This is a genomic window from Sphingosinicella sp. CPCC 101087, from assembly GCF_004151485.1.
Lineage (GTDB): Bacteria > Pseudomonadota > Alphaproteobacteria > Sphingomonadales > Sphingomonadaceae > Allosphingosinicella.
The window spans coordinates 108999-129095 of the sequence record NZ_SBFF01000003.1 but is presented as its reverse complement, the minus strand read 5'-3'; the positions used below and the strand labels follow the sequence as shown (position 1 = coordinate 129095).

The 20097-nt window shown below is 67.5% G+C and carries 20 protein-coding genes; 10 read left to right on the top strand and 10 right to left on the bottom strand.

Annotated features, from left to right (window positions below; translation table 11 throughout):
• The first annotated feature begins 47 nt into the window (after positions 1–47).
• Both queF and EKM57_RS05890 read left to right on the top strand, forming a co-directional pair.
• Positions 48–494, top strand: a complete 447-nt coding sequence (gene queF / locus EKM57_RS05895; RefSeq protein WP_129791564.1) for a preQ(1) synthase — start codon at positions 48–50, stop codon at positions 492–494.
• A gap of 9 nt (positions 495–503) precedes the next feature.
• Positions 504–1532 carry a 2-dehydropantoate 2-reductase gene (locus tag EKM57_RS05890; protein WP_129791563.1) on the top strand — a complete coding sequence of 343 codons (1029 nt, stop codon included), beginning with the start codon at positions 504–506 and terminating at the stop codon, positions 1530–1532.
• A gap of 71 nt (positions 1533–1603) precedes the next feature.
• Here EKM57_RS05890 and EKM57_RS05885 read toward each other — a convergent pair whose 3' ends face one another.
• The 3 genes from EKM57_RS05885 to hflK form a co-directional block, all read right to left on the bottom strand.
• A complete protein-coding gene (locus EKM57_RS05885) occupies positions 1604–3160 on the bottom strand; it encodes a Do family serine endopeptidase (protein WP_129791562.1) in 1557 nt (518 codons plus the stop codon).
• Positions 3161–3279: 119 nt separating this feature from the next.
• Complete coding sequence (gene hflC, locus EKM57_RS05880) at positions 3280–4137, bottom strand: protease modulator HflC (RefSeq protein ID WP_129791561.1); 858 nt, start codon at positions 4135–4137, stop codon at positions 3280–3282.
• On the bottom strand, positions 4134–5279 hold the full coding sequence (gene hflK / locus EKM57_RS05875; protein WP_243450907.1) for an FtsH protease activity modulator HflK: 1146 nt from the start codon (positions 5277–5279) through the stop codon (positions 4134–4136). Before hflK ends, hflC begins: the two co-directional genes overlap by 4 nt.
• A gap of 74 nt (positions 5280–5353) precedes the next feature.
• Between hflK and EKM57_RS05870 the strand changes: the two genes are divergently transcribed.
• Complete coding sequence (locus EKM57_RS05870; protein ID WP_129791560.1) at positions 5354–6337, top strand: Mrp/NBP35 family ATP-binding protein; 984 nt, start codon at positions 5354–5356, stop codon at positions 6335–6337.
• 11 nt (positions 6338–6348) lie between these two features.
• Here the strand turns inward: EKM57_RS05870 and EKM57_RS05865 are convergent, their stop codons facing one another.
• Complete coding sequence (locus tag EKM57_RS05865) at positions 6349–6720, bottom strand: response regulator (RefSeq protein WP_206185311.1); 372 nt, start codon at positions 6718–6720, stop codon at positions 6349–6351.
• A 260-nt stretch (positions 6721–6980) separates the two neighbouring features.
• On the opposite strand from EKM57_RS05865, the gene EKM57_RS05860 reads away from it, so the two are divergent.
• Complete coding sequence (locus tag EKM57_RS05860) at positions 6981–7409, top strand: CoA-binding protein (RefSeq protein WP_129791558.1); 429 nt, start codon at positions 6981–6983, stop codon at positions 7407–7409.
• On the opposite strand, the gene EKM57_RS05855 is transcribed toward EKM57_RS05860, so the two are convergent.
• The 5 genes from EKM57_RS05855 to ubiA all read right to left on the bottom strand — a co-directional run bounded on the left by EKM57_RS05855 (position 7387) and on the right by ubiA (position 12339).
• Positions 7387–8400, bottom strand: a complete 1014-nt coding sequence (locus EKM57_RS05855; RefSeq protein ID WP_165357207.1) for a retroviral-like aspartic protease family protein — start codon at positions 8398–8400, stop codon at positions 7387–7389. The genes EKM57_RS05860 and EKM57_RS05855 overlap by 23 nt on opposite strands.
• A 43-nt stretch (positions 8401–8443) precedes the next feature.
• Entirely contained in the window at positions 8444–9229 is a 786-nt protein-coding gene (locus tag EKM57_RS05850) for a 3'(2'),5'-bisphosphate nucleotidase CysQ (protein WP_243450906.1), read from the bottom strand.
• Positions 9222–10568: a TldD/PmbA family protein gene (locus EKM57_RS05845; RefSeq protein ID WP_129791556.1), complete on the bottom strand. Its 1347-nt coding sequence runs from the start codon at positions 10566–10568 to the stop codon at positions 9222–9224. Before EKM57_RS05845 ends, EKM57_RS05850 begins: the two co-directional genes overlap by 8 nt.
• Before the next feature lie 302 nt (positions 10569–10870).
• Positions 10871–11353, bottom strand: a complete 483-nt coding sequence (locus EKM57_RS05840; RefSeq protein WP_129791555.1) for an FKBP-type peptidyl-prolyl cis-trans isomerase — start codon at positions 11351–11353, stop codon at positions 10871–10873.
• A 53-nt stretch (positions 11354–11406) separates the two neighbouring features.
• Complete coding sequence (gene ubiA, locus EKM57_RS05835) at positions 11407–12339, bottom strand: 4-hydroxybenzoate octaprenyltransferase (protein ID WP_129791554.1); 933 nt, start codon at positions 12337–12339, stop codon at positions 11407–11409.
• Positions 12340–12489: 150 nt separating this feature from the next.
• On the opposite strand from ubiA, the gene EKM57_RS05830 reads away from it, so the two are divergent.
• The 4 genes from EKM57_RS05830 (at position 12490) to EKM57_RS05815 (ending at position 17052) form a co-directional block, all read left to right on the top strand.
• A complete protein-coding gene (locus EKM57_RS05830; protein ID WP_129791553.1) occupies positions 12490–13233 on the top strand; it encodes a 16S rRNA (uracil(1498)-N(3))-methyltransferase in 744 nt (247 codons plus the stop codon).
• 159 nt (positions 13234–13392) lie between these two features.
• A complete protein-coding gene (locus EKM57_RS05825) occupies positions 13393–14766 on the top strand; it encodes a glutamate--cysteine ligase (RefSeq protein WP_129791552.1) in 1374 nt (457 codons plus the stop codon).
• A gap of 114 nt (positions 14767–14880) precedes the next feature.
• Entirely contained in the window at positions 14881–15822 is a 942-nt protein-coding gene (pip, locus tag EKM57_RS05820; protein WP_129791800.1) for a prolyl aminopeptidase, read from the top strand.
• Positions 15823–15903: 81 nt separating this feature from the next.
• Positions 15904–17052 carry a PPC domain-containing protein gene (locus tag EKM57_RS05815; RefSeq protein WP_206185310.1) on the top strand — a complete coding sequence of 383 codons (1149 nt, stop codon included), beginning with the start codon at positions 15904–15906 and terminating at the stop codon, positions 17050–17052.
• Here the strand turns inward: EKM57_RS05815 and EKM57_RS05810 are convergent.
• Positions 16997–18325 carry an isoprenylcysteine carboxylmethyltransferase family protein gene (locus EKM57_RS05810; protein WP_129791550.1) on the bottom strand — a complete coding sequence of 443 codons (1329 nt, stop codon included), beginning with the start codon at positions 18323–18325 and terminating at the stop codon, positions 16997–16999. The genes EKM57_RS05815 and EKM57_RS05810 overlap by 56 nt on opposite strands.
• Positions 18326–18482: 157 nt before the next feature.
• Here EKM57_RS05810 and EKM57_RS05805 point away from each other — a divergent pair, with 157 nt between their 5' ends.
• Together EKM57_RS05805 and EKM57_RS05800 are read left to right on the top strand one after the other, a co-directional pair.
• Positions 18483–19112 carry a PilZ domain-containing protein gene (locus EKM57_RS05805; RefSeq protein ID WP_129791549.1) on the top strand — a complete coding sequence of 210 codons (630 nt, stop codon included), beginning with the start codon at positions 18483–18485 and terminating at the stop codon, positions 19110–19112.
• An 81-nt stretch (positions 19113–19193) separates the two neighbouring features.
• Positions 19194–20090, top strand: a complete 897-nt coding sequence (locus EKM57_RS05800) for a bifunctional 5,10-methylenetetrahydrofolate dehydrogenase/5,10-methenyltetrahydrofolate cyclohydrolase (protein ID WP_129791548.1) — start codon at positions 19194–19196, stop codon at positions 20088–20090.
• Positions 20091–20097: the final 7 nt, after the last annotated feature.

Below are 20097 nucleotides of genomic sequence, written 5' to 3'. Positions count from 1 at the left end.
AATGCGGAGGTCATGACAGGGAGCTGCCGAATGGCTAGAGCAGCCCCATGGACCTGACCCATCTCGGCCGGACCAGCGCACTGCCCGCCTCCCCCGAGGAGGCGAAGCTCGATTACGTCCCCAATCCGCGACTGGGACACCCCTATCTGGTGCGGTTCACGGCGCCCGAATTCACCTCCCTCTGCCCGGTCACCGGACAGCCGGATTTCGCCCACATCGTCATCGATTATGCTCCCGCCGAGACGATCGTCGAATCCAAGTCGCTGAAGCTGTTCCTCGCCGCCTTCCGCAACCATTGCGGCTTCCACGAGGCTGTGACGGTCGGCATCGCCGAACGCCTCCAGGCAGAAATGAAGCCCCTGTGGCTGCGCATCGGCGGCTATTGGTATCCGCGGGGCGGGATGCCGATCGACGTCTTCTGGCAGTCCGGCGAGCCTCCCGCCGGCCTATGGATCCCGGATCAGGGCGTACCGGCCTATCGCGGCCGGGGCTGATCTGCCGCCATGCGAATCGCCATCATGGGGGCCGGGTCGGTAGGCTGCTATATCGGCGCCGCATGGGCCGCCGCCGGACTCGACGTCGTGCTGATCGGCCGCCGGAGCGTCAGGGACGAAATCGCCGCCAACGGCCTGACCGCCACCGACAGCGAAGGCCGGCGGATCGAAGCGCGGCCGGACGAGGTCGAATTCTCTACCAATCCCCGCGCGATGGCCAAAGCCGACCTGGTCGCCTTGTGCGTCAAGAGCCACGCCACCGATGAGGCGGCGAAGGAGATCAGAAAGCATGCGCGGCGCGACGCGGTACTGATCAGCTTCCAGAACGGCATCGGCAATGCAGACCGGCTGAAGTCGGCGCTTCCCGCATTCACCGTGCTCCGGGGCATGGTTCCGTTCAATGTCGCGCGGCTCGGCAATGGACGCTGGCACAAGGGCGTCACGGGAATGCTCTGGGCGGAGGACCATCCGGCGACTCGCGGCCTTGCCGAAGCTTCAGGCCACGGCCCCGGCGCGCTGCGATTATCCAACGACATGATCGGCGTTGCCTGGGGAAAGCTGCTGATCAACCTCAACAATGCGGTCAACGCGCTGTCGGGCCGGACCCTGCTCGAGCAGTTGGGCGAGCGCGGCTATCGCCGGATCGTGGCGGCTTCGCAGGTCGAGGCGCTCGAACTGCTCGAAGCAGCGGGAATCCGCCCTGCCCAGATCGGACCGTTTCCGCCCAAGCTGCTGCCGCACGTTATCGCCGCGCCGGACTTCCTGTTCCGCCGGGTCGTCCTCAAGACCCAGAAGATCGACGCCCGCGCCCGTTCCTCGATGGCCGACGATTTCGCTGCCGGCCGGCCGACCGAAATCGATTGGCTCAACGGCGAAGTGGTCGCGCTCGCCAGGCGTCTCGGCCGCCGCGCCCCGGTCAACGAGCGGATCGTCGCCCTGGTCAAGCAGGCTGAGGCTGGAGTCGAGAGAAGCTGGAGCTCCGACGAATTGCGCGAGCATGTGCTGGAGGGGCGCGCCCTCCCCGGCTTCGGCTACTAGCCCGGCGCACCATCACTTAGTTCCGTCGTTCCGACATCGGTCGGGACGACGGAACCGAGATCCGAGTCAGGTCAGCCCCGGGTCAGCTCGACGCCGATGAAGGCCGGCGGCGTATTGCCGCGCCGCACCAGCAACAGCACCGTGTTCCGGCCGGCGCGGCGCGCGGCCGCGATCACCTGGGCGGCCGCCTCGGGAGTCGGCGTCACCGTCTGATTGATCGACAGGATGACGTCGCCAGCGCGGATGCCCTTCTGGCCGGCATCGCTCTCCGGATCGACCGCGGCCACAACGACTCCGCGCAGGCCGGGCTCCGAAATCTGCAGACGCCGGGCGATGTCGGGGGTCAGGGTCTGGACGCTGAGGCCGAGGCTGCCCTGGGTGGAACGTTGCCCGGCGGACTGCTCATCCTCCTTGCCCGGCTCGGGAACCGAAGGCTCGTCCGGCTCGAGATTGTTGAGCCGCGCGAGTTCGTCCTCCGTCGGGCGTTCGGCAATGGTGACGGTCACGGTCCGACGCTGGCCATCGCGAATGAGCTCGAACGGGACGCGCGAACCGACCGGTTGGCGGGAGACGAGATAAGCGAGCGTCTGATCGGGCGTGACGGGCTGGCCGGCGACGCTGATCACAACATCGCCCTGACGAACGCCGGCGCGATCGGCGGGCCCGCCGGGCGTTACCGTCCGGATCAGTTCGCCGCGGTTGCGATCGATGCCGAGTGCCGCAGCGACTCCCTCATCTATCGACTGGAGCCCGACGCCGACATAACCGCGCCGCACGCGTTCGCCCTGGCGCAGCGCCTCGACCACCGGGCGGACCTGCTCTGCCGGAATCGCAAAGCCGATGCCGACATTGCCGCCGGTGGGCGAGATCAAGGCCGTGTTGATGCCGATGACGTTGCCGTTGAGATCGAACATAGGCCCGCCCGAATTGCCCGAGTTGATCGAGGCATCGGTCTGGATGTAGCGATCATAAAGGCTGGCGCCGATATTGCGGTGGACGGCCGAGACGATGCCGGCGGTCACGGTGCCGCCGAGGCCGAACGGGTTGCCGATCGCCACCACCCAGTCGCCGACCCGCACCTGGGTCGAATCGCCGAAACGGACGAAGGGTAGCGGCTGGTCCGCATTGACCTTCAGGACGGCCAGGTCGGAAAGCTCGTCGCGGCCGACGACCTCCGCTTCATATTCGGTCCGGTCCGCCAGCGTGACGGTGATCTGCTCGACGACGGCGTCCGACCGGGCCGGCGCGACGACGTGATTGTTGGTCACGATATAGCCGTCCGGAGAAATGATGAAACCGGAGCCCAAGGATCCGCCGCGCTGGGTGACGGAGCCGTCACCTTCGCCCTCCGGGATCGGCGCGCCGAAGCGGCGGAAAAATTCTTCCAGGCCCGGCGGCAGCCGGCGCTGCTGAACCTGCACGCTCTGCCGGGTGGAGATGTTCACGACGGCAGGCTGGAGGCGCTCAGCCAGGTCGGCGAAGCTCATCGGCGCCCCAGGCCGCGGCGTCGCCGCCGCAATGGCTCCCGGCTCGTTCTGCGCCGTCTGCGCGCCGACGGGATTCAGGGTCAGCGTCGTCGCGGCTCCGCCCAGAAGAATGGCCGCTGTGACTCCATAGACGTAACGCACGTGTGCGATCTCCTTCTCCGTCTCGGCCGGGCCGCCGGGAAACGGCGGTCCGGCCGACTTGGCTTCTCAGGCTAGATGGGGTGGCTGAACGGAAATTGAATGACCCGTTCGGCCGCCCCTCAACGCGGGCCGGTAAACTGCCGGAGATACTCATTATCCGGCGAGAGGATGATGTTGGTCCGGCCGCCCTGTGCGTCCCCGTTGCTGAGGAAGCTGGCTTCGTAGGACTGCATGGCGCGGTAGAAATCGTAGAAGGCCGGATCCTGGCTGAACGCTCCGGCATACGTCGCCGCGGCCTCGGCGTCCGCCTCGGCGCGGATGATCTGCGCCTGCTTCAGCCCCTGGGCCTGGATGGATCGCGCCTCCTGCTGGCGCGCCGTGCGCATCCGCTCGTAAGCGGATTCGAGCGGCGTGCCGTCGGGAAGGTCGGCGCGCTTGATGCGTACGTCGACGATCTGCGCTCCATATTGGACGGCGACCCGATTGAGCGCGTTCTGGATATTGTCCATCATCTGCCCGCGCTCCGGGCTGAGCAGGGCCGCGAACGGCCGCCGACCGAGCTCGTTGCGCAAGGCCGAGCCGAGAATCGGGCGAAGCTGCTCGCTGACATTCTGCTCGGACCGCGCCGCGATATACATTCGCAGCGGATCGACGATCCGATAGCGCGCATAAGCGTCGACCTGCAGCCGCAACTGGTCGGTCGAGAGAACCTGCTGGTTTTCCATCTCGATCGACTGGATGCGCTTGTCGATCCAGACGATCCGATCGACGAAGGGCAGGCGCGCGGTAAGGCCCGCGCCGCTGGCGCCGAACATCTCGTTGGGACGGTAGCGGTTGAGGATCCGCTCCGGCTCGCCGAACCTGACGATCACCGCCTGCTTGGTTTCGGGCACGATCGCGAAGGTGCTGCCGATCACCACCAGCAGCAGAATGGCGACGAAGATCAGCGCGATCGGGTTCCTGACGATCGGGTTCATTGCGCCTGCTCCGCCTGCGGCTGCTGTTGCGGCCGGGACTGCCGCCGCTGCACTTCGGGCAGCGGGAGATAGGGTGTCACGCCCGGCGCCTCGATGATGGTCGTGTCGACTCGGGAGAGGATCCGCTCCATCGTCTCGTAATACATGCGTCGCCGGGTCACTTCGGGCGCGGCGCGGAATTCGGCATAGACCTTCTCGAACGCGGCGGCGTCGCCCTGCGCCTTGGCGGTGATCTGGAGCGCATAGGCGCGTGCGTCGTTCATGTAGCTCTGCGCCTGTTGCTGCGCGGCGGAGACCTGCAGGAAGGCCTCGTTCACCGCTGCCGGCGGAACCGACTGGTTGATCGCCACGCCCTGGATCCGGACGCCGGCGCCATAATCGTCGAGCAGCTGCTGCATGTTCTGCTCGACGCTCTGCTCGACGTCCGACCGGCCGGCGCCGATCGCGTCGTCGAGCGAGACCCGCGCGACGACGGCGCGCATCGCGCTTTCGGCGACCTCGCGGATCGTCTGCTCCGGCTCGGCGATCTGGAAGAGGAAGCGCTGCGGATCCTTGATGTTCCAGCGCACCGAGTAAGCGAGATCGATGACGTTCTGGTCGCCGGTCAGGATCAGATTCTCCGTTCCCGTATTCTCGGGAATGGTGATGGTGCGGATATTCTCGACGTCGAGCTTCTCCACTCGGCCGATCGGCGCCGGCCAGGTGAAGCCGATGCCGGGCTGAATGGTGCGGCTATATTCGCCGAGAAAGGTGACGACGCCGCGTTCCTGCGGGCTGATCCGGTGCACGCTCGTGAACAGGACCCACAGAATGACGAAGGCGACGAGCCCGTACAGCCAATAAGGCCGCCCGTCCTGCGGCGGGAACCCCCGGCCGAAGCGCGCGCGGCTCTTTTTCAGGAACTCGTCCAGCGAGGTGACGTCGCCGCCGCCGGGCTTGCGCCGGCGGGGCGGCTGGCCCCAAGGGTTGCGCGGCCCGTCGCCGCCGCCGCCCTCGTCGCCTCCGCCCCCGGAGCCCCAAGGGCCTCGATTGTCGCTGAGGACGGCGTTGGAATCGATAGCGGATGCCGCCGGCCGAAGGGCCGGAATCCACTTATGCCTGAAGCGCATCCATTGCGCGCCCCACCCGAAAGGTCTTTTCATGTCGGCCTCTATATAAACCCGATCTGCGGAAAAACAGTGCCAAGCGGCCGAACAATGCCTTATCGCCGGTTTCGATGAGCGAAGAACAGGATCCGATAAGGGCCGCGCTGGCCGACATAGGCGGCATCGGCGGGCGGCTGGTGATGACCCGCTTGAAGGAGAAAGTGGCCACCATCGTGGTCGACGCGACCGGCCTGTCGGCGGAAGACCGTGCCGCGCTCGAGCGGCAGGTGCGTGCGCGAATGATCGCCGTGCCCGGCATTGACGACACGCGGGTGGCGATGACGACCGAGCGCGTGGAACGCACGATCATCGCCGTCGGCAGCGGCAAGGGCGGGGTCGGCAAGTCGACCGTCGCGGCCAATCTCGCCGTCGCGCTGGGGCGGATGGGAAAGAAGGTGGGCCTGGTCGATGCCGACATTTACGGGCCGTCGCAGCCGAGAATCATGGGCCAGTCCGGCCGCCCCGAGCTGGCCGGCGAGCAGATCGTGCCGCTCCCGGCTCACGGCGTTCGGATGCTGTCGATCGGCCAGCTGATCGAGCCCGGCACGGCGGTGGCGTGGCGTGGGCCGATGACCGCCAGCGCGCTTTCCAACCTGATGGAGGGCGACTGGGGAGATTGCGAGATACTGGTCGTCGACATGCCGCCCGGCACCGGCGACGTCCAGATGACCCTGACCCAGAAATGGAAGCCGGCCGGCGCGGTTATCGTGTCGACGCCGCAGGATCTCGCCTTGATCGACGCAACCCGCGCGATCGACATGTTCCGCAAGATGGGCGTGCCGATCATCGGCCTGATCGAGAATATGGCCGGCTACCAATGCCCCCATTGCGGCGAGATCAGCGATCCGTTCGGCACCGGCGGTGCCGAAGCGGCGGCGAAGGTCATGGACATACCCTTTCTGGGCCGAATCCCGCTGCGCCTGTCGATCCGGCGCGCCTCCGACGCGGGTCAGCCGCCAGCGGCGGGCGAGGGTGAGGAGGCGGACCTGTTCCGGGCGATCGCGGGGCGGCTGGCGGAGCAGGTGCGCCAAACCGGCGGCGGCGCGCGCCCCTGAACCAAGCAGGGTCAGCCGGCGCTTGGCTCCATCGGCGTCTGCTGCGGTTCCGACCGGTCGAGCAGTTCGTCGAGGGTGGCGCTGAGACGGTCGGCGGCAATCGGCTTCACGATCAGCGGCGCGTCGGCGAAGCGCCCATCGGGATCCACCATCTCATAGCCCGTGCAGGCGACGAAAGGCACGCCGCGGCGGCTCAATTCCTCGGCGATTCCATGCGCCCAGCGGCCCTGGAGGTTGATGTCGAGGATCGCAGCGTCGAGGTGCACACCGCTCGACACCAGGTCCTGAGCCTGCTCCAGGGTCGTTGCCGGCCCGACGACGGACCAGCCGAGTCGGGTCAACTCGTCGACTAGAGCGAGGGCGACGAGTTCTTCGTCCTCCACCAGCAGGACGCTACGCGGGCGGGAGGATCGCTCCCCTTCCCCAATGCCAGGTTTTGCCTCATCCATGCGCCGATTCTTAGCATCCGATCGAAGCCGCGTCTGCTCCATGGATCAAGTTTTCTGGACGAAGCGATGGCGACGCGGCAGGAGCGTTGCGACGGCTGGAGCCCGACTGCCCCCCGGCCGTTGACGCGCCTGGGGTCCATGCCCGCCGAATCGCTCCCCCATCTCGCTCGGGAGCGCTGAAAGAAGGAAGCCCGATGCCGCTGACCCGTGACCAGGACATTTACGACCTCCTCGCCGAAACCCGGACGATCGCGATGATCGGCGCCTCCGACCGGCCCGACCGGCCCAGCTACGGCGTCATGGCCTATCTGCAGAGCCGGGGCTATCGCGTGCTCCCGGTCAATCCGCAAATCACCGGCGAGCATGTCCATGGCGAATATGTCTGGCGCGAGCTTTCCCAGATCGGAGAGCCGATCGACATGGTCGACATTTTCCGGCGGCCCCAGGCTGCCGGCGAGGCGGTGGACCAGGCGATCGCCGCCGGCGCCAAAGCGGTCTGGCTTCAGATCGGCGTGATCAACGAGGAAGCCGCTCTGCGCGCCGAGGCGGCCGGGCTGAAGGTCGTCATGGATCGGTGCCCGAAGATCGAGATACCGCGTCTCAACGTGCCGCCCGTCGGCTGACCGGCGCGCCGGAGCTCAGCTCGGCCATCCGGGTATGGCGATCCGCCTCGGAGGGGTCCGGCATAAGGAAGCGCACCCGGCGATTCGCGAAATCGAACGATACCCGGTCGAAGAGCTGGAGCGCGTCCATCCCGAGCATGATGGCCGGGCGGTCGGTCAGGTTCAGATGGTGGAACGGATGGACCTCGGCAAACGCCACTGGCAGGTTGGTGATGCCCGCGTCGCCGAGCCGCAATTCCCGGGCGATGCCATATTCGGCCATGATCGCGTTGCCGGTGACGCTCACCAGCTCGATAGGCCGAAGCGGACCCAGCCGGCCGCGCCGCTCGAGCGCCCGGCGTAGTGCATTATTGCCCACCGTCACCTGCGATCCGGTGTCGACGATGACCCAGACCCGCTGACCGTCGAAAGAGGCGTCGACCAGCATGAGATGGCCGTAGCGGCTACGCGCGGTGATGACGATCGTGTCGCCGGACCAGCGTTCCTCCCGCCGGCGCGACGGCATGACCTTCATCTCCTGCCGGACGAAATCCAGGATGACGCGCTGCGACTTCAGGCTGTCGATGCCCAGCAGGCCCTCGGCCCCTAGGTTGGCGCGGGAGAGGGCCGGAGCATGGATCGCCTCGACCGTGCGGCGGCCGATCCCGAGCTTCGGGATGACGACCGTATCGACGCGGCTCGATTCCGTCATGCTGTACATGGTCGCGGCCCTGCCCGCATCGAGGCCCAGCCTTTGTGCCAGCTCGCGCGAGATGACGGTGCGTTCCGAGCCCGTATCGACGATGAAGCCGAAGGGGCCGCTCTCGCCGATGCTGACCGGGACGGTCATGCGCGCCGTATGGTCGGTGCCGACGTCGAGCGTCTCGGCAATGCTCGTGGCCGTGGTGGGCGCGGGCGCCGCAATCTCCACCGCAGGCGCCGCTTGCCGGGCGCTCGCCGGGATCAATGCCGACTGGGCGACCAGCGCAGCCGTAAGCCACTTCAGACGCATCCTCATCCCTCCGCGGCGCATGATAGCGCCGAAAGGGGAGGAATCATACCAAAGCCATGGCCCGTCCACGGAGCCGCTCGACGGCGGCCTGATGGATGCCCGGCGTCGAGGCAAGGACCCCGAACGCTTCGCCCGATGCGGTGTTGAAGGCGAGCGGCTGACCGAGCACGCCGGTCACGGTCGCGCCGGCCTCCTCGGCGATCAGGGCAGCGGCGGCTATATCCCATTCGAACCCCCAGCGGAGGGTGGCGACCAGGTCGGCCTCTCCCGACCCGACCAGGGCGATCCGCAGCGCTATCGAATTGGGTCGCTCGACGGCGACAAGATCCCGGTCAGCCTCGGGAAGCTGGTCCGCGGGCACACGAGCCCCGGCGAGCGTCTGGCGCGGACTGACTCGAAGCTTCTCGCCGTTGCGCCAGCTCCCTTGCCCCCGAGAAGCGGTCCACAGCTCGTCGCGCAACGGCGCCGAGAGCACGCCAAGGACCGGCACGCGGTCCTCGACCAGCGCCACCGAGACGCACCAGCCCGGCCGTCCGCGCAGATAGTCGCGGGTGCCGTCAATCGGGTCGATCACCCAGAGCCGGCGCCGCTCGATCCGGTCCGACAGGTCGAGAGTCTCTTCCGAAAGCCAACCGGCCTCCGGGTCGAGCGCGCCCAGCCGTTCGCGCAGGAAGGCGTCGACCTCGAGGTCGACATCGCAGACGGGGTGGCCGGGCACCTTCTCCCAAGTCGCGTAATCGGTGCCGCAGCGGCCGGCGGCGATTCGCCCGGCCTCGGCCGCAATCCTCGCAACTTCATCCAGCTCCAGATGAGTCCGAACCCTATTCACCGGCGACCATCATTCCTTCCACGCGCAAGGTCGGAACATTGACCGACCGACGATGTTCCAGATCGCTGGCGGCCGCGAGGTTGCGGTACATTTCGAGGAGATTGCCGGCGATGGTGATCTCCGCCACCGGCGTGGTGATCTCGCCATTCTCGATCAGGAAGCCGGAGGCGCCGCGACTATAGTCGCCGGTGACATTGTTGACGCCCTGCCCGATGAGCTCGGTGACGTAGAGGCCGCGCCGCACGTCGGCCATCAGCTCGGCCGGGGTCGCTGAGCCCGGCTCGAGATGCACGTTGGTGGCGCCTGTGCCCGGGGCGCCACCGATGCCGCGGGTGGCGTGGCCGTTCGTCTCGAGCCCGAGCTGCCGTGCCGAGGCGCTGTTGAGCAGCCAGCCGGTCAGGCGGCCCCCGTCGATGAGCTTCGACGGCCGGGTCGCGACACCCTCGCCGTCGAACGGCTTGGAGCGCAGGCCGCGCGGCCGGTGCGGATCGTCGACGATGGTCAGCGATTCGGGAAAGAGCAGCGACTCTTCATGGCCGATGAGGAAGCTCGTCCGACGCGCAACGGTGGGTCCGGCCATCGCCGACAGCAGATGGCCGACCAGGCTGCCGCCGACCCGCGGATCGAACAGTACCGGCAAGGTGCCGCTGGGGACCTTGCCCGGGCGGAGACGCTTCAGCGTCCGCTCGGCGGCCAGACGGCCCAGATCATCGGGACCGTCGAGGTCGGCATAATGGCGAACGCTGTGGCTGGCATGATCGCGCTGCATGTCCGCGCCCGTTCCCGCGATGACGCTGACGCCCGCGCTGTAGCCGCTCGACGTGTAGCCCCGGACGAATCCGTGGCTGGTCGCCAGCGCCACCACGGTTCGGCCGGCGCTGAGGCCTGCCCCTTCGCTGTTGGTGATGCCGACGACCGAGCGCGCCGCTTCCTCCATCGCCAGCGCCCGGGCCTTGAGCTCGGCGGGCGAGGGATCGGCGCCGTCGTCGGCCTCCAGATCGCCGACACCGCCGCGATAGAGCTTCTCCTCCGGGGCCAGGCCGGCAAAGGGATCTTCCGGCGCCTCGCGCGCCATCGCCGCCGCTCGCTCGACCAGGGCCGACAGCGTTTCCTGAGACAAGTCCGACGAGGAGACGCTGGCCGAGCGGCTGCCGACGAACAACCTCAGGCCGATCTCCTCACCCTCCGAGCGTCCGACATCCTCGAGCGCGCCGAGGCGCACCTGAACCCCCGTCGAGGCTTCGCCGATATAGAGAACGTCGGCGGCGTCGGCTCCGGCCGCGAGCGCGGCCTCGACCAGGGCGGCGGCGCGCCCTTCGGCTTCGGAAACAGTGAGCATGGGAGGGCGCTTAGGCGATCCCCCTTCGCGAGTACAGGGAGGGTGAAGTTGACGAAGTTGACACTCCTCACGCGTGCGCGCACTCCCGCGCGCGTAGCCGCAGTCAGCTCGCAGGGGGCGACCGCCGGTGCCTCAGCCCGCTGTAAGTTATCGTTGCGGCCTGCCGTCTCCCCGGCGAGGCCGGAGATGAAGCGGACGCCATGTCAAAGAGCCGCCCCCTCACCCGAAGGGCGTGTCCCCGATAAGCACAAGAGGGGCGAAATAGCAAGAACAAAGTGAGAACATTCTTGCAGGGCCGCAGCTCACCGGACCGGCGGATCGACGATCTCGATGAGCTCGATCGTGAAGAAGAGGGTCGCGCCACCCGGAATCGGGCCTCGGCCGAGCGGGCCATAAGCGAGATGCTGGGGAATGGCGAACTCGAAGCGATCGGCGACCGCCATGAGCGGCACGCCTTCCTGCCAGCCCCGGATCAGACGCGGCAGCGGGAAAGTGGCCGGTTCGCCGCGAGCCACCGAGCTGTCGAACTCGGTTCCATCGACCAGGGTGCCGACATAATGGATGGTGACCGTGTCGGTCGCCGCGGGCCGGCGCCCGCCGGGCTGGCCCTGCGCCACCTGCCGATAGCGCATTCCCGAGGCGGTGGTCCGCCAGCCTTCCTCCGGCTTCAGGTTCCAAAGGGCGAGCGACTGAGCGTTATGCCAAGCGGCGTCATTGGTCCCGGGCGCCTGGGCCGAAGCGGCCGCGGGGATCAGGAGCAAGGCGAGCGCGAACAGGGGCTTCATTCGAATGTGTTTCCTTTCGGGCGATCGGCCGGGGCGGCCCGGCCGGGAAGACGTCAGGCCGTGCCGACGACAAAGCAGGCGAGAAACATCAGCAGGCCCGCAAAGCGGTTCGAGCGAAACTTGGCGAGCGCATCGGCGCCGTCCTCCGCCTTCAGCGTCGCAATCTGCCAGAGGAAGTGAAGGGCGATCGGGAGAAGGCCGAGCAGGGCCAGCTCCTCCTGCCGGACCTGGCGGAACGCCGCTGCCCAGAGCAGCAGGGCGAGCGCGTAGCAGACCGCCACACCCAAGCGGGCGTGGCGGCCGAGTGCCCGAGCCGACGAGCGCACGCCGACCAAGGCGTCATCCTCCAGGTCCTGAAGGGCGTAAATCGTGTCATAGCCGATCACCCAGAGGATCGAACCGGCGTAAAGGAGCAGCACAGGAAGGCCCAGCGCGCCCATCACGGCCGCCCAGCCGACCAAGGCAGCCCAGGAGAAGACCAGGCCGAGCCAAGCCTGCGGCCACCAGGTGATCCGCTTCATGAAGGGATAGAGCGCCACCGGCGCGAGGCTGGCCAAGGCGACGAGTTGAGCGAATCGGCCGAGTTGCAGCAGGACGAGCAGCCCGATCAGGCTGACGGCGACGAGCAGCAGCCAGGCGCCCTTCAGCGAAACCCGCCCGCTCGCCAGCGGCCGCAGCCGCGTGCGCTCGACCTGCCGGTCGAGATCGCGATCCACGATGTCGTTATAGACGCAACCGGCGCTGCGCATCGCCCAGGCGCCGAGCGCCAACCAGGCGATCAGCGCCCAGCCCGAGGCGCCCTCGACCCGCCCTTCCATCCCGGCCAGGGCCACCGCCCAAGCCCCGGGCCAGAAGAGCAGCCAGGCGCCGATCGGGCGGTCGAGCCGGATGAGCGACGCATAGGGACGCGCTGCGTTCGGCAGCGCCCCGATCAGGCCGCGCTGCTCGCTGTCCGGCACGATGTCGGTGTCGACGGCCATGCTCATCCCTGCTCCTTATCGCCCGCGCGGAGGGACAGGAAGCCCGCGCCTGTCGGGGCGCCAGCAAAGGGGCACGGGCATTCTTCGCTTGCCCGACGGCGCGGAAGGCGCTTTCGACGGCTTCAGTCGCCGTCACGCCGAAGAGGTCCACAGATCATGCCCGCGACACCCGCCTGGCCCCCGTCGAGCCTGCCACGCCTGTTCGTCGACGAGCCGCTCGCGCAAGGCGCAGTGGTGACGCTGGACGGAGGAGCCGCCAACTATCTCGCCAACGTCCTTCGCCTGCAGCCGGGCGCGCAGGTGAAGCTGTTCGACGATCGCACGGGCGAATGGCTCGGCAAACTGACCGAGGCGGGACGCAAGAAAGTGACGATGATCGTGGGCGCCCATCTGCGGCCGCGCGAGCCGGTGCCCGACCTTTGGCTGCTCTTCGCGCCGATCAAGCGGGGCCGGATAGACTGGCTCGTCGAGAAAGCCACCGAGCTGGGCGCGGCACGGCTCGTGCCGGTAACGACTCAGCGGACGGTGGTCGAGCGTCTGAACCTGGAGCGGCTGCGGGCGCACGCCGTCGAGGCGGCCGAGCAATGCGACCGCACCGCTTTGCCGGAGCTTGCCGAGCCCGTGAAGCTCGAGCGGGCGCTGAAGGACTGGCCGCAAGGCCGCGCGCTGCTGTTCGCCGACGAAGCCGGCGGCGCGCCGCTGGTCGAAGCCGCGGCGCCCGGTCCGGCCGCCATCCTGATCGGGCCCGAAGGCGGATTCACGGCGAACGAGCGCGAGGCGATTCGCGCGCTTCCCCAGGCCCGGCCGGTGTCGCTGGGGCCGCGCATCCTGCGGGCAGACACGGCCGCCGCCGCGTCGATCAGCCTGTGGATGGCGGCGGCCGGCGATTGGCGGGGCTAGCGGCCGCCGTGCCGGTTCGCTTCTCACCATGCCGCGGACTGCGGCGCGTACGGGAATAGCTCGTCCAGCGGGCGATCGCGACGGGGGATAAGGTCAGCTTATCCCGTTGCCTATCGAAACCGGCTGGCGGGGGGTCATGCCCCTCGCTAAGGGGCCGCGATGACCACGCGAACCGGCCCGCTGAAAGGCGATCACCCCGTCCAGAGTCGCGACGACTTGCTGGCCGTATTCCGCGGGGGCGAGAAGCCGGTCGAGCAGTGGCGGATCGGCACCGAGCACGAGAAGTTCGTCTATCGCCGCAGCGATCATCGCGCCTTGTCCTATGACGAGCCGGGCGGCATCCGGGACCTGCTCACCGCCATGACCGAATTTGGCTGGCAGCCGGTCGAGGAGAACGGCAAGATCATCGCGCTCACGGGACCGGACGGCGCCGTCAGCCTAGAGCCGGCCGGGCAGCTCGAACTGTCCGGGGCGGCTCGCGAGCATCTCCACGAAACCTGCGCGGAGGCCGGGCGGCACCTCGCCCAGGTCAAGGCGATAGGCGAGAAGCTCGGCGTGGGTTTTCTGGGCCTTGGCATGTGGCCCGACAAGAAGCGGTCCGACCTGCCGGTGATGCCCAAGGGCCGCTACGCGATCATGCTGTCCTACATGCCGAAGGTCGGCTCGCTCGGGCTCGACATGATGCTGCGGACCTGCACCATCCAGACCAATCTGGACTATCGATCAGAAGCCGACATGGCGATGAAGTTCCGGGTCGGTCTGGCACTGCAACCGCTCGCTACCGCCTTGTTCGCCAATTCGCCCTTCACCGAGGGAAAGCCGAACGGCTTTCTCTCCTTTCGCAGTCATATCTGGTCCGACACGGACCCCGACCGGACCGGCATGCTGCCCTTCGTGTTCGAGGACGGATTCGGCTACGAGCGCTACCTCGATTATGCGCTCGACGTACCCATGTACTTCGTGTTCCGCGACGGCCGCTACATCGACGTCGCCGGCCAGTCGTTCCGCGACTTCATGGCGGGGCGGCTGCCGGCGCTGCCGGGCGAGACGCCCTTCGTCTCGGACTTCACCGACCACTTGTCGACGATCTTCCCCGAGGTGCGGCTGAAGAGCTTCCTCGAAATGCGCGGCGCCGACGGCGGTCCGTGGAACCGGATCTGCGCCCTGCCGGCTTTCTGGGTGGGCCTGCTCTACGACGGCTCGGCGCTCGATGCGGCGTGGGACGAAGTGAAAGACTGGTCGATCGAGGAGCGGCAACGGCTGCGCGACGCGGTGCCGAAGCTCGGCCTCGCCGCCCCTATTCCGGGCGGCGGGACGTTGCTGGATCTCGGCCGGCGAATCGTCGCCATCGCCGAGAAAGGACTCAATGCCCGGGGCAGGCTCAATGCATCGGGGGACAATGAGAGCGGCTTCCTCGACCCGCTGCACGAGGTGCTCGCCTCGGGAAAGTCGCCGGCCGACCGGCTGCTCGACCGCTATCGAGGCGAATGGGCCGGCGATATTTCGCGAGTCTATGGAGAAGAGAGCTTCTGAAGGCTCCCTGTAGAGCCGGTGCCATGCTCTCGCTTTGATAATCGGCGCCCGTTCCGCTAGCGCGAAGCGAGCATCGAGAGGAGAGCCGTCTTGCCCGACACACCGGCGCGAACCTTGCGTACCCTCTATCCGAGGATCGAGCCGTTCGAAACCGGACGCCTCGACGTGGGCGACGGGCACTGCCTCTATTGGGAGAGGTGCGGAACTCGGGGCGCCAAGCCGGTCGTGTTCCTGCACGGGGGACCGGGCGCCGGAAGCAGCGCCGACCATCGGCGCCAGTTCGATCCCGAACGCTACGACATATTGCTGTTCGACCAGCGCGGATGCGGCCGCTCGACACCGCATGCCTCGCTCGAGGCGAACACGACCTGGCATCTGGTCGACGATATCGAGCGGCTGCGAAAGCTGATCGGCCATGAAAGATGGATGGTCTTCGGCGGCTCCTGGGGTTCGACCCTTGCGCTCGCTTATGCCCAGGCCCATCCCGAACGGGTCACCGAACTGGTGCTTCGCGGAATCTTCACCTTCCGCCAGTCCGAACTCGACTGGCTCTATCGCCACGGCGCCTCCGAGATCTTCCCGGACAAATGGGAGGAGTTCCTGGCGCCGATCCCGGAGACGGAGCATGACGACCTGGTCGCGGCCTATCACCGGCGACTCACCGACCCCGACCGTGCGGTGCAACTCCCCGCCGCGAAGGCGTGGAGCAAATGGGAAGCCGAGACGGTGACATTGCTGCCGAACCGTGCGGTGATCGAAGCCCACACCAGCGACGATTTCGCCATCGCCATCGCCCGGATCGAGACTCATTATATGATCAACAAGGGCTGGATCGAGGAAGGCAGTCTGATCACCGGAGCAGCGGCGCTGAAGGAAATTCCCGCCGTCATCGTCCAGGGGCGCTACGATTGCTGCACCCCGCCGGTGACCGCCTGGGACCTGCACAAGGCCTGGCCGGAGGCACGACTCGAAATCGTTCCCGACGGCGGCCACCTGTTCAACGAGCCGGGAGTGCTCGACGGCCTCATCCGCGCCACGGACGATTTCGCATCCTGATTTCGTTCCCGCGCCGAAACCGCTAGGCTCGGGAGCACACTGAGGGGGGAAGTTCGAATGCGCCACGGGTTCCAAGCTTCGATGGCGGTCCTGGCGGCCGTCCTGCTCGCAACGCCGGGACCGGCACAGCCGGGCACCGACCCGATCCTGTCGGCGGAAGGCCGGATCGAGGACGACGACAGCCGGGACTCCGAGCAGCATCCATTTGACGACCATCGCGTGAGGCTCGAGGCGGGGCAGCGTTACCGCCTGTTTGCGAGCTCCGCGGATTTCGACACGGTCATCCGGTTGTTCCAGCCCGGTTCCGACAGCCCAGTCGCCGAGAATGACGATTTCGGCGAGGGCCTCAACTCGCGAATCACCTACACGGCCGAAGTCGGCGGCGACTACAGGCTGCGCGTGCGGCCCTTCTCGGCGGAAGGGCGCGGCGCCTATACGGTCGGCGCCGAAGCGCTCGCGCCGCTGCCGCCGGCGGCGGAGGTGCCGTCCGGGGAGGGCTGGTCCGTGCGAGGACGGATCGAGGCGGGGGAGGAAGGCCGCGCCGAGGAACGCTTCGTCGAGCACCGCCTCCGGCTCGAGGGCGGCCGCCGCTATCGGCTCTCCGCCAGCTCCGAGGACTTCGATACGATGCTCGAGCTATCAAGGGAGGATGAATCCGAGCCGGTCGCCCAGAATGACGATCATGGCGGCAGCCTGAACTCCAGGATCACCTTCGCGCCCGAGCAAACCGCCGTCTACGTCCTGCGCGTTCGTCCGCTGGCGCCCGACACAGGCGGCGCGTTCACCCTCGGCGCGGAGCTGCTGCCGCCGCTGCCGCCGCCGATCACCCAGCCGGCAGCCACCCAGGCCGGAATGCAATGGCAAATCTGGGAAGGCGAGCTGACCGAGTCCGATCCCGACCGGGATGGAGCCCATTTCGACGACTATCTGGTGCCGATGCGCGCCGGCGAGGTGCGGCTCATCTCGGTGGAAGCGGCGGACTTCGACACGGTGGCGTGGGTGCTTCGCGCCGATGCGCGCGAAGGCGATCCGCTTGACCAGAATGACGATGCCGGACCGGGTCTCAACGCCCTGCTGGCCTTCCAGCCGACGGAAAGCGGCGACCATGTGATCCGCGTCACCGCCTACGGCAGTGGAGGCACCGGCCCCTATCGCCTGCGGGTCAGCGAGCCGCTCACTCCGCCGCCACCGGCTCCGACGGACGCGCCGGACGCGGAAACAATCGATTGAGGAGCCGGGGGATGGGGCCGTTGCGCTCCATCCATTCGGCATAGTCCCGATAGGCGGGATCGGCCATCAGGTGCCGCTCCTCGGTGCGGGCGCGCCAGTAATAGACTCCGGCGATGAGCGCCAGCACGACCGTGTTGCGCACCATGTCCACCGGATTGCCGGTCGTGGCGAGGAAGGGAAGCACCGCAAACCACCAATAGAGGTTTTTCGAGACATAGGCCGGATGCTTGGTCCAGGCGTAGGGACCGTGCGTCAGAATGCCGCGATGGGTGAGGTTCGAGAAGCGCAGGCCGAACGCCACCGTCGCCCATGCATAGACGCCGGTGAGGAACACCAGCCAGGCGCCCCAGGCAGCCGCGAGCAGCGGATATTCGGCGAACCAGTGGATCCAGCCCGCATCGTGATGCGTGCCGATCCCGTAATCGAGCGGCCCGCCCGAATTCATCAGGATGAAGGGCGGGTAGCAGACCAGGGCCGCCGTCCATCCCGCCGCATAAGGATTGGCGGACCGGATATGGGCGTCGAGCGGCTTCAGGGTCAGCACGTAGCCGACGGTGGCAAAGACGACGTCGATCATGAACATGGCGGCAATTAGCCAGCGGGCGAGATTGACGGGATTGTCGGTGATCCAGGTCCATTCGAGCCTGATCGTCTCGGCCCAATTGCCGGGAACGATCGAGATCATGAAGGCCAGGAAGAAGCCCTTCACCGCCCAGGCGCGAAAGAAGTCGTAAAGCAGCTCGCGATCCGCCTGATCGGGACGGCCGACCAGCATCTGGCCGAAATGCCAGGCGCCGTCGCGCGGATCGACGAGGCGCCGGTCGATCCAGAGCAGATAGGGAATGGAGAGCAAGAGCATCGGGACGGCGCCGAAGCCCAGGACCTGCATCGCGAACAGATAGGCTCCGTCCCAATACCAGCGGGCGATGCAATAGAGCGCGCCGATGATGCCCCAGACGCCCCAGAGACCGGCGAGCTTGACAAGGCTGATGTCGAACGTTTCCGACAACGGGCGCGGCGGCCGGTCCCAGTCGATGCCGGTGGTGGGACTGCGATGCACCTTGTCGACGAGGATCGACCAGAGGAGCATCGGCACCGCACAGGCGACCAAAGCCACGAGCGACGCGAGAGGGCCGACCATTCCGAAGGCGCGGGCGATCGCCGCCCAGCCGAGCAAACCGGCCAGCCCGACCATGCCGACCATCGCGCTGACCGCGGACCGCGGCCTAGGGTCGCGCCGAGACGCCGGATCGATCTTCGCTTCCGCCTCCATCCGCCCACGCCCTAGGCCCAAGAAGTAAGCAAGCCGTGAAGGCCGGACTTCGGCCCCATCCGAAGCCAGGTGGAAGTTGCAGGGCAAGCGTAAGCACTTCTTAAAGCAGTATGGCGGCATGATCGCACCATGACTCCGTCCGATACGAGGTAGATCGATGTTCGCAGACGATCATGTCGTGGAGACGAGCTTCTCCACTTCCGGCCGCGCCCCGGAACCGCCGGAGCGGCGCCAGCGGGATCGAATCGTCACCATCCTCAGGGTCGGAACCCTGATCGTCGATGGGCATCGCGAGCTGTGCCTGATCCGCAACATGTCTGCGGGCGGATTGATGGCGCACGTCTACAGCGCTCTGCAGCCCGGCCGGGACGTCATCGTGGAGCTCAAGACCAGCCAGCAGATCAAAGGCCGCGTCATCTGGGTGCGGGACGACAATGCGGGCATCGCGTTCGATCAGCCGGTGGACATCACCGCCATGCTGGCCAACCCTGCGGTACTCGACAATGGCTGGCGCCCGCGCATGCCCCGTGTGGAGGTCGACCGGCTGGCGACGCTCCGCGTCGGCGCGACGACCCATTGGGTGCAGATTCGCGACATTTCGCAAGGCGGCGTGAAGATCGAATGCGAGCAGCCGATCGAGATCGGCAGCCCGGTCGTGCTCACCCCCGAACATCTCGACCCCGTCGCCGGAACGGTGCGCTGGCAGCATGACGCGGCGTGCGGAATCGCCTTCAACCAGCCCATCCCGTTCGACCAGCTGATCAACTGGCTCCAGCGAACCGATTAGATCCGCCCGTCAGGCGTCTGACCGATTGTCTCGACGCGCGTGACCTGCAATGGAGCGCGAGCAGTCGGATCGGAGAGCAGAATGACAGCCGAGATCATCGATGGGCGCGCGCTGGCGGCCCAGGTCGTCGAGGGCGTGAGGCAGGAAATGGCCGGGCTCGAGAGGCCCCCGGGACTGACCGTCCTCCTGGTGGGCGACGATCCGGCCAGCCACGTCTACGTACGCGGCAAGGTCAAGCTGGCTCGGGACCTCGGCTTCGCCGCCGAGGTCAGGCAGATGCCCGCCGACGTCTCGGAGGAGGCGGTGCTGGCGGAGATCGCCCGTCTCAATCGTGACGACGGAACCGACGGGATCCTGGTTCAGCTTCCACTGCCCAAGCAGATCAACACGCTTCGCGTGATGGCGGCGGTCGACCCGGCAAAGGACGTCGACGGCCTCCATGCGCTCAATGCCGGCCTGCTTTCGCAGGGCGCGGAAGGGCTCATTCCCTGCACACCGCTCGGCTGCCTGAAGATCATCAAGTCTATCGTGCCCGACCTGACCGGGATGCATGCGGTCGTCATCGGCAGCTCCAACATCGTCGGTAAACCGATGGCCGCTTTGTTGCTCGAGGCGCGCGCCACGGTGACCGTCGCCCATGTCCATACCAGGGACACGCCGTTCATCTGCCGGGGCGCCGACGTGCTGGTCAGCGCAGTCGGCAAGCCGGGGCTGGTCCGCGGCAACTGGATCAAGCCGCGGGCGATCGTCGTCGACGTCGGCACCACGCGAATCGCCAAGCCCGATGGCGGTTTCCGAGTCGCCGGCGACGTCGACTTCGACGAGGCCCGCGAGGTCGCCGGCGCCATCACGCCCGTGCCGGGCGGTGTCGGGCCGATGACCATCGCCTGCCTGATGGAGAACACGCTTCGCGCGGCCAAGGCGCGGCTCCTGCGCCATTCGGCCGAGAAAGCGGAATCGGCGAAAGTCTTCGGCTGACCGGCTG

Coding starts and splice junctions, on each gene's coding strand:
- queF (WP_129791564.1), top strand. CDS start 48: ATGGACCTGACCCATCTCGGCCGGACCAGCGCACTGCCCGCCTCCCCC.
- EKM57_RS05890 (WP_129791563.1), top strand. CDS start 504: ATGCGAATCGCCATCATGGGGGCCGGGTCGGTAGGCTGCTATATCGGC.
- hflC (WP_129791561.1), bottom strand. CDS start 4,137: ATGAACCCGATCGTCAGGAACCCGATCGCGCTGATCTTCGTCGCCATT.
- hflK (WP_243450907.1), bottom strand. CDS start 5,279: ATGAAAAGACCTTTCGGGTGGGGCGCGCAATGGATGCGCTTCAGGCAT.
- EKM57_RS05870 (WP_129791560.1), top strand. CDS start 5,354: ATGAGCGAAGAACAGGATCCGATAAGGGCCGCGCTGGCCGACATAGGC.
- EKM57_RS05860 (WP_129791558.1), top strand. CDS start 6,981: ATGCCGCTGACCCGTGACCAGGACATTTACGACCTCCTCGCCGAAACC.
- EKM57_RS05855 (WP_165357207.1), bottom strand. CDS start 8,400: ATGCGTCTGAAGTGGCTTACGGCTGCGCTGGTCGCCCAGTCGGCATTG.
- EKM57_RS05845 (WP_129791556.1), bottom strand. CDS start 10,568: ATGCTCACTGTTTCCGAAGCCGAAGGGCGCGCCGCCGCCCTGGTCGAG.
- EKM57_RS05840 (WP_129791555.1), bottom strand. CDS start 11,353: ATGAAGCCCCTGTTCGCGCTCGCCTTGCTCCTGATCCCCGCGGCCGCT.
- ubiA (WP_129791554.1), bottom strand. CDS start 12,339: ATGAGCATGGCCGTCGACACCGACATCGTGCCGGACAGCGAGCAGCGC.
- EKM57_RS05830 (WP_129791553.1), top strand. CDS start 12,490: ATGCCCGCGACACCCGCCTGGCCCCCGTCGAGCCTGCCACGCCTGTTC.
- EKM57_RS05825 (WP_129791552.1), top strand. CDS start 13,393: ATGACCACGCGAACCGGCCCGCTGAAAGGCGATCACCCCGTCCAGAGT.
- EKM57_RS05815 (WP_206185310.1), top strand. CDS start 15,904: ATGGCGGTCCTGGCGGCCGTCCTGCTCGCAACGCCGGGACCGGCACAG.
- EKM57_RS05810 (WP_129791550.1), bottom strand. CDS start 18,325: ATGGAGGCGGAAGCGAAGATCGATCCGGCGTCTCGGCGCGACCCTAGG.
- EKM57_RS05805 (WP_129791549.1), top strand. CDS start 18,483: ATGTTCGCAGACGATCATGTCGTGGAGACGAGCTTCTCCACTTCCGGC.
- EKM57_RS05800 (WP_129791548.1), top strand. CDS start 19,194: ATGACAGCCGAGATCATCGATGGGCGCGCGCTGGCGGCCCAGGTCGTC.